5 protein-coding genes are annotated in these 8,372 nt (G+C 61.7%); 2 read left to right on the top strand and 3 right to left on the bottom strand.

Translation table 11 applies throughout. From position 1 onward, the window contains the following. Positions 1–76: 76 nt before the first annotated feature. The 3 genes from ACTJKS_RS27795 to ACTJKS_RS27805 are packed head-to-tail and all read right to left on the bottom strand — an operon-like array spanning position 77 to position 5,732. Positions 77–3,226, bottom strand: a complete 3,150-nt coding sequence (locus tag ACTJKS_RS27795) for a CusA/CzcA family heavy metal efflux RND transporter (RefSeq protein ID WP_262949217.1) — start codon at positions 3,224–3,226, stop codon at positions 77–79. Between the two features lie 15 nt (positions 3,227–3,241). Beyond that, positions 3,242–4,435 (bottom strand): efflux RND transporter periplasmic adaptor subunit, encoded by a 1,194-nt coding sequence (locus ACTJKS_RS27800; protein ID WP_108182325.1) that lies wholly within the window; start codon positions 4,433–4,435, stop codon positions 3,242–3,244. Positions 4,436–4,484: 49 nt separating this feature from the next. Then, complete coding sequence (locus tag ACTJKS_RS27805; protein WP_108182324.1) at positions 4,485–5,732, bottom strand: TolC family protein; 1,248 nt, start codon at positions 5,730–5,732, stop codon at positions 4,485–4,487. A 408-nt stretch (positions 5,733–6,140) separates the two neighbouring features. On the opposite strand from ACTJKS_RS27805, the gene ACTJKS_RS27810 reads away from it, so the two are divergent. Then, positions 6,141–6,815 carry a heavy metal response regulator transcription factor gene (locus ACTJKS_RS27810; protein ID WP_047291700.1) on the top strand — a complete coding sequence of 225 codons (675 nt, stop codon included), beginning with the start codon at positions 6,141–6,143 and terminating at the stop codon, positions 6,813–6,815. Further along, positions 6,812–8,245 (top strand): heavy metal sensor histidine kinase, encoded by a 1,434-nt coding sequence (locus ACTJKS_RS27815; protein ID WP_108182323.1) that lies wholly within the window; start codon positions 6,812–6,814, stop codon positions 8,243–8,245. Before ACTJKS_RS27810 ends, ACTJKS_RS27815 begins: the two co-directional genes overlap by 4 nt. Positions 8,246–8,372 lie beyond the last annotated feature (127 nt).

An 8,372-nucleotide genomic window follows, 5' to 3' on the forward strand; every position in this document is an offset into this window, starting at 1 on the left:
CTCTTTATCCAAAAAAGCGGGCTTGCTGCGCAGCCCCATCGGGGATAAATCCCCTCGCCACAAAGGTAGTGCTGTTCTACCGGATGGGCACTACGTCCTCATCCCGGCGATGGGCGATCTGGTACAGCGCCGGCAAGATCAGCAGCGTGAGAATGGTCGAGGACAGAATCCCGCCAATCACCACCGTCGCCAGCGGCCGCTGCACTTCAGCACCGGTGCCCGTCGCCAACGCCATCGGAATAAACCCCAGCGACGCCACCAGCGCCGTCATCAACACCGGCCGCAAGCGCGTCAGCGCACCGACATTGATCGCCTCGGCCAGCGACCGCCCTTCCTCACGCAAATTGCGAATGAACGCAATCATCACCAACCCGTTGAGCACTGCCACTCCGGACAGCGCAATAAACCCGACGCCTGCCGAAATCGACAACGGAATATCCCGCAGCCACAACGCCATGACCCCACCGGTCAACGCAAACGGAATCCCGGTAAACACCAGCAAGCCGTCCTTCAGATTGTTGAACATCATGAACAACAGCCCGAACACCAGCAGCAACGCCACCGGCACCACAATCTGCAAGCGCTTGGCCGCCGATTGCAGTTGCTCGAACTGCCCGCCCCAACGGGTCCAGTAACCGGCCGGGACCTGCACCTCGCGCTCGATCACCGCACTCGCTTCGCTGACGAACGAGCCGATATCGCGCCCGCGCACGTTGGCGCTGACGATCACCAGACGCTTGCCGTTTTCGCGGCTGACCTGGTTCGGCCCGAGCACCAGGTCGAGGCTGGCGACGTCTTTCAGCGCGATAAAACCAATCTGGTTCGCCGCACCGCTCAGTGCCGGCACCGGAATCAGCAACGCCGACAAACCCTCGATGTCCTTGCGCATGGCATCGGACAAGCGCACCACCATGTCGAAGCGCCGATCGCCCTCATACAAGGTGCCGGCCTGACGCCCGCCGACGGCCACGGCGATGGTGTCCTGCACATCGCCGACGTTGAGCCCGTAACGCGCCGCCTTGTCGCGGTCAATGTTGATAGTCAGCACCGGCAACCCGGTGGTCTGCTCGACCTTCACTTCAGACGCGCCATTGACCTTCTGCATCGCCGCCGCGATCTTCGCTGCCGTGGCGTTGAGCACGTCCATGTCATCGCCGAACACCTTGACCGCGACATCGCTGCGCACGCCGGAAATCAGTTCGTTGAAGCGCAACTGGATCGGCTGCGACAGTTCATAGTTACTGCCCGGCAGTGTCGCGGCTGCAGCTTGCAGTTCGGCCATCAGGGTGTCGCGGGACTTGTTCGGGTCTGGCCATTGATCCTTCGGTTTGAGCATCACGTAGCTGTCAGAGATGTTCGGCGGCATCGGGTCGGAAGCGATTTCCGCCGTACCGGTGCGGGCGAACACCCGTTCAACCTCCGGCACTTTGGCCAGGATCAGCGTTTCCAGGCGCTGCTGCATGTCCACCGATTGCGTCAGGCTGGTACCCGGCACGCGCAGTGCTTGCAGAGCGAAATCGCCTTCACTGAGACTCGGTACAAACTCGCTGCCCATGCGGCTGGTGAGCACGCCGCTGAGCACGATCACGCCCAACGCCGCGCCCACCGCAACCGTGCGATGGGCCATGACCCAGGCCAGCGCCGGCGCATACACCCGACGTGCGCCGCGCATGACCGCGCCCTCTTCTTCCTTGACCTTGCCGGTGACGAACAGCGCAATCGCCGCCGGGACGAAGGTCACCGACAGCAGCATGGCACCGAGCAAAGCGATGACCACGGTGAGCGCCATCGGGTGGAACATTTTCCCTTCGACGCCACTCAGGGCGAAGATCGGCAGGTACACCACCATGATGATCAACTGACCGAAAATCAGCGGGCGCCGCGCCTCTTTCGCGGCGGCGTACACTTCCTTGAAACGCTCGGCACGGCTCAACAAACGCCCGTGATGTTGCTGCGCATGCGCCAACCGGCGCAGGGTGTTTTCGACGATCACCACCGCGCCATCGACGATGACCCCGAAGTCCAGCGCGCCGAGGCTCATCAGGTTGGCGCTGACTTTGTTGCTGAACATGCCAGTGAAGGTGAACAGCATCGACAGCGGAATCACCATCGCCGTAATCAGCGCGGCGCGGATGTTGCCGAGGAACAGGAACAGAATCGCGATCACCAGAATCGCGCCTTCAATCAGGTTCTTTTTCACCGTGGCGATGGCTTTGTCGACCAGGTGCGTGCGGTCGTACACCGGCACCGCAATCACGCCTTGCGGCAGGGATTTATTGATCTGTTCGAGCTTGCTGGCCACCGCTTGCGAGACCGTGCGGCTGTTCTCGCCGATCAGCATGAACACCGTGCCGAGCACCACTTCGCGACCGTTTTCGGTGGCCGCACCGCTGCGCAATTCACGGCCGATTTCTACGGTGGCGACGTTCTTCACCCGGATCGGCGTGCCATCGACATTGGCCATGACGATGTTGGCGATGTCCTCGGTGCTCGCCACTTGCCCTGGTGCGCGGATCAGCAACTGCTCGCCGCTGCGCTCGATGTAGCCGGCGCCGACGTTGGCGTTGTTGCGCTCTAGCGCGGTGATCAGATCGGTGAGCGTGAGCTTGTACGCGGCGAGGCGTTTCGGATCCGGCGCGATCTGGTATTCCTTGGCAAAACCACCGATGGTGTTGATCTCGGCAACACCCGGCACATTGCGCAATTGCGGTTTGATGATCCAGTCCTGAATCACCCGCAGATCGGTCGGCGTGTACGCTGTGCCGTCGTCCTTCAACGCGCCTTCCTTCGCCTCCACCGTCCACAGAAAAATCTCGCCGAGGCCAGTGGAAATCGGGCCCATCAGCGCTTCCGCGCCTTCGGGTAATTGCTCCCTGGCGATCTGCAGGCGCTCGTTGACCAGTTGGCGGGCGAAGAACAGGTCGGTGCCGTCCTTGAAGATCACCGTGACCTGCGACAGCCCGGAGCGCGACAGCGAACGGGTCTGCTCCAGTGCCGGCAAACCGGCCATCGCGGTTTCAATCGGGAAAGTGATGCGCTGCTCGGTTTCCAGCGGCGAGAAGCCGGCGGCGCCGGTGTTGATCTGCACCTGGACGTTGGTGATGTCGGGCACGGCGTCGATCGGCAGTTTCTGATAACTGGCGATGCCGAGGCCGGCCATGAGCAGAACGGCGAGCAGCACGATGATGCGCTGCTCGATGGCAAACTGGATCAGGCGTTCGAACATGGTGACCTTCCAGAATTAATGACTGTGCTCGGCTGAGGCTTTGCCCAGCTCCGACTTGAGGACGAAGCTGCCGGCGCTGGCGACTTGCACGCCCGGTTCCAGCCCTTGAGTGACTTCCACGTGGCCGGCGGCGCGGCTGCCCAGTTCCACCGCCTGTGCCTTGAAGCCGTCGTCGGTACGCACGAAAACCGTGGGTTTGTCCTCGACGGTCTGGATCGCGGTTTCCGGCACGGCCACTTTCGCTTCGCGGCTGTCAGTGGCGACCCGTGCGCTGACGAACAGCCCCGGTCGCCACGAGCCTTGCGGGTTTTCCAGGGTCACGCGCACGGTCGCGGTGCGGGTCTGTTCGCCGAGCAGACTGCCGACATAAGCCACACTGCCAGTCACTTCGGCTTTCAATTCCGGCGCACTGACGGTGACCGGTTTGCCCACCTGCACCTGGGTCAGGTCCTTGGGCGAAACGCCGAAGGTCACCCACACGCGGGACAAGTCCGACAGGGTGAACGCGGCGGTGGTTTCATCAACCACCTCGCCCGGCGTCAGGTGTTTTTCCACCACCACGCCATCGAAGGGTGCGCGCAGTTCGTAGCGATTGCCGCCGGTGGCGACCACGCTGCCGCTGAGTACGCTGATTTTCTGCCGGGCGTTGTTCATGGCGATTTCCGCTTCTTCCAACGCTTGCTTCGCCTGGAGGAAATCCTGCTCGGCGGAGATCTTGTCCTGCCACAACTTTTTCTCGCGTTCGTAGGTGGTGCGCGCCAATGCCAAGCGACGTTGCGCGGCAGCCTGTTCACTGCGCTGATCGGATATCTGCTGACTGGCGATCACCGCCAGCAACTGGCCCTTCTTCACCGCTTGCCCGAGGTTGACCGCCACCGACTCGACCACCCCCGGCACGCGCGGCACCACGTGCGCGGTGCGGTCTTCGTCGAAGCGCACTTCGCCGGGAAACGACAGGCCGAGACTGATGCTTTGCGCCCGCGCCTCGGCCAGTTGAATGCCCGCGGCGGCGATCTGCTCGGCGCTCAATTCGATGTGGCCTTCTTCGGCCTGTTCGCCTTCGGCTGCAGCGCCCTCCTCGGCGTGATCGGCATGTTCGGAGGCCTCATCGGCATGCGCGTCGATATTTGAATTGGCCGGCCACATCGAACCGAGGCCAATGCCCAGCGCCAGGGTCGCCACCGCGACCACCATCAGTTTTTTATCCATGGAAACTCCTCTGCGCCGTGCCATCGCGCAGTTGTCTGAAAAGTGAAATTCAAGGGCTGACGCTGAGGTCGCCGAAGATCCGTTCGAGGCGCACGCGGGCGTCGGTCGCCTCGCTGACGGCCTGGATGTATTGGCCACGCGCGGCAATCAGGGTGCGCTGCGCGTCGAGCACGTCGAGGAAGCCGAACTTGCCCATTTCGAAACCACGGGTGGCGCTGTCCACCGCACTTTGTGCGGCGGGCAGGATGGTCTGATTGAACGCGTTGACTTCGCCGTTGGCGGTCTGCCATTGCTCAAGGCTGGTCTGAACTTCAGTGCGCAAACGCAGCTCGGTGGCGTTGCGCAGATCCCGCGCCTGATCGCTACGGCGTGCGGCGGCGAGCACGTTGCCCTGATTGCGGTTGAACAGCGGAATCGGCATCGACAGCCCGACCACGTTGATCCGCTCGCGCTCGGTTTCGCTGTACTGGCTGCCGATGCTCACGGTCAGATCAGGAATACGCTGGGACTTTTCCAGGCCCAACGAGGCTTCGCGTTGATCGATCTGCAGTTTCGCCAGACGCAGCTCGGCGGTCTGGTTCAGACGCTCGAGCAAGCGGCCGGGCGGCGGCAGCGTGGCGAGGTTTTGCGTGGCGGCTTGCACGTTGGTCGAAGTCGGCAACGGCGCGCCCATGACCTGCGCCAACTGTTGATACGCGTTGCTCTGATCGCGCTCGGCGCGGCTCAATTCCAGGCGCACTTCCGAGAGCTGCACCTGTGCCCGGGTGCCTTCGACCGGCGACGATTTACCGGCCTCGATCCGCCCTTGGGCCACGCGCAAACCGTGCTCGGCCAGTTGCAGTGACTGACGCGACAGCTGCAAGCGTTGCTGCGCGGTTTGCGCACTGTTGAACGCCTGAATCACATCGGCGCGCAAGGCATTGCGCTTGCGCTCCAGCTCGATGCTGGCAGCGTCCTGCGCGCGGCTGGCAACATCGATCCGCGCTGCGCGTTTACCGCCCAGCTCAATCGGCTGACTGAGCATCAGCGTGGTGGTGCGCGAGTTGCGCCGGGTGTCTTCGGCCTCCCACGACACTTCGGGGTTTGGAATCAGGCCAGCCTGTTGGCGATCGCCCTCGGCGATGCCGATTTCCCACTGCGCGGCGGCGAGGTCGGGGTTGCCGGCGAAGGCACTTTGCAGCGCCTGATCCAGCGTCAGGGCCGATGCGCTGGTCAGGCTGCTGCACGCCAGCAACAAGAGGCCGCTGGCGGTTTTGTTCAGGCGTGATCGCGCCGTCAGTTCAATTAAACCGGGCAATGGAGGGCTTCCTTTATTCAGGATTTTTCGATGCCGCCACGTTAGAGTTTTTAACTTATCGACAAGGTGACTGGAACATTACAAATCCGTTATCCACGGTTCAGCAAAGTTGTTTTGTTCTAGGATGCGAAGTGCAAAAGGCGTTGTCGTAATACATCGAAACACATACGCACGGGTTATCTGCCAAACAGCACTTGCCGAAATCGAAGTCGCGGAAATTTGCTTTTTTAACTGCGACAGGGTGTCGCGCAACGCCGTTTTAAAGGCTCCGCTCGTTGACCCTGTAGCCACTTCAGCCTTTACCGTGCCTGGCATCAAGTGATTGAAACGTGCGCAAGGCCCTACAAAAACAACAACTTTCCCGACCGCCTTAATTAAACATCCATTAAATGAAAGTGGTGAAAGATCATGCGAATCCTTGTCGTCGAGGACGAGCTTAAAGCTGCCGAATACTTGCATCAGGGTTTGACCGAAAGTGGTTATATCGTTGACCACGCCGCCACCGGTGCCGATGGCTTGCATCTGGCGCAACAGCAGACGTACGACCTGATCATTCTCGACGTGAACTTGCCGGAACTGGACGGCTGGGGCGTCCTGGAACAACTGCGCCGTACCCACTCCACACGGGTGATGATGCTCACCGCGCGCGGGCGGCTGGCGGACAAGATTCGCGGTCTGGACCTGGGCGCCGACGACTATCTGGTCAAGCCGTTCGAGTTTCCCGAACTGCTGGCGCGGGTGCGCACCCTGATGCGCCGCAGCGAAAACATACCAGTGCCGCAGGTGTTGAAAGTCGCTGATCTGGAACTGGATCCGGGCCGGCATCGGGCGTTTCGGGGGGCGCAGCGCATCGACCTGACCACCAAGGAATTCGCCCTGCTGCACTTGTTGATGCGCCAGTCCGGCGAGGTGCTGACCCGCACACAAATCATCTCGCTGGTGTGGGACATGAATTTCGACTGCGACACCAACGTGGTCGAAGTGTCGATCCGCCGCTTGCGGGCGAAGATTGATGACCCGTTCGACAACAAGCTGATCCACACCCTGCGCGGTGTCGGCTACGTGCTGGAGGCGCGGGAATGAAGCCGGCCAGCCTGTCGATGCGCCTCGGTCTGACGGTAAGTATTCTCGGCGCGCTGTTGGTGGTGTTTCTGGCGATCCTTGCCTATTTCGCCCTGACCCATGAGCTCAATGCCCTGTCCCGCGACAGCCTGCAAAAGAAGATGGCGCAGGTGGAGCACAGCCTGTCGCTGTACGTCGACGCCAATGAAGTCAGCGGCAAGCCGCACATTCTGCTCGATCAGGTCATGGGCCATGACAACCTGACACTGACGATTTATGACCGTTCGAACCTGCGTACGCCGCTGCTCAAATCTGGCTCGGGACTCAAGGATCCACGCGCCGAATTGCGCGCAGTGCGAACCACCACCGAACAATTGGCCTATAGCGAAAGCATCGATGACGAGGGCGCAAAGTTCCTTACCGCGTCGAAGCTGATTCGGCTCAAGGACGGCAGCAGCGTGCCGGTGCTGCTGTCGATGGACAACGCACATGATCAGGCGCTGCTCAGCGCCTATCTGCGCTCGACGCTGATTGCCTTGCCGCTGTTGCTGGTGTTCATCGGCCTCACAGCCTGGGGCGCGGTGCAGCGCGGACTGGCGCCGCTGCGCGAGTTTCGCAAAGTGGCGGCGATGGTCTCGACGCAGGATCTGGAGCATCGGCTGTCGGTGGTGAACATGCCGCAGGAGTTGAGCGAACTGGCGCAGGGCATCAACTTCATGCTGCATCGCCTCGATGCCGGGGTGCAGCAGTTGTCACAGTTCTCCGATGACCTGGCGCATGAGCTGCGCACGCCGATCAACAACCTGATGGGCAAGGCCCAGGTGACGCTGTCCCGCGAGCGTACGACCGAGGAGTACAAGGACGTGCTGGTGTCCTGCACCGAGGAGCTGGAGCGCGTGGCGCGGATTGTCTCGGACATGCTGTTTTTGGCGCAGGTCAGTCATCCGTCGGCACTGGCGCCATTTGAAGCGGTGGCGCTGGAGGCAGAAGCGGCGAAGGTCGCGGAGATGTTTTCGCTGGCGGCGCAGGACAAGCAGATTCACTTGAATGTTGTCGGCAGCGCCTCGGTGTTGGGCGATCGACTGATGATTCAGCGGGCGATTTCCAATCTGCTGTCCAACGCGCTGCGCCATTGCCCGAACGGCAAAACCATCACCTTGCTGATCGAGCAAGGCGCAACGCAGGCTTCACTGCTGGTGAGCAATCCCGGCGTCGGCATCGAGGCGCAACACCTGCCGCACCTGTTCGACCGCTTCTATCGCGTCGACAGTGCCCGCTCGCGCTCGCAGGGCAGCACCGGGCTGGGCCTGGCAATCGTGCGCTCGATCATGAGCCTGCATCAGGGGGTGGCGGAGGTGAAGAGCTTGCCCGGCGTCATGACCGTATTCCGCCTCGGTTTTCCTGCGGCGACACACATGGCCTCATCGCTTGCAGGCAAGCTCCCACAGTAATCTGCGGTGTACCCGGGCCTGACGCCATGCTCGATACCAAGCATGAAGCTGGCATTGACCGGTGTCCTGTAGGAGCTGCCGCAGGCTGCGAGCTTTTGCCTTAGCCTTTGAAGATCAGAATCAAAAG

The organism is Pseudomonas sp. 22189, assembly GCF_052045635.1.
Lineage (GTDB): Bacteria > Pseudomonadota > Gammaproteobacteria > Pseudomonadales > Pseudomonadaceae > Aquipseudomonas > Aquipseudomonas parakoreensis.

What these genes read in the sequence shown, in the direction of transcription:
- ACTJKS_RS27795 (WP_262949217.1), bottom strand. Translation starts at nt 3,226, where the DNA reads ATGTTCGAACGCCTGATCCAGTTTGCCATCGAGCAGCGCATCATCGTG.
- ACTJKS_RS27800 (WP_108182325.1), bottom strand. Translation starts at nt 4,435, where the DNA reads ATGGATAAAAAACTGATGGTGGTCGCGGTGGCGACCCTGGCGCTGGGC.
- ACTJKS_RS27810 (WP_047291700.1), top strand. Translation starts at nt 6,141, where the DNA reads ATGCGAATCCTTGTCGTCGAGGACGAGCTTAAAGCTGCCGAATACTTG.
- ACTJKS_RS27815 (WP_108182323.1), top strand. Translation starts at nt 6,812, where the DNA reads ATGAAGCCGGCCAGCCTGTCGATGCGCCTCGGTCTGACGGTAAGTATT.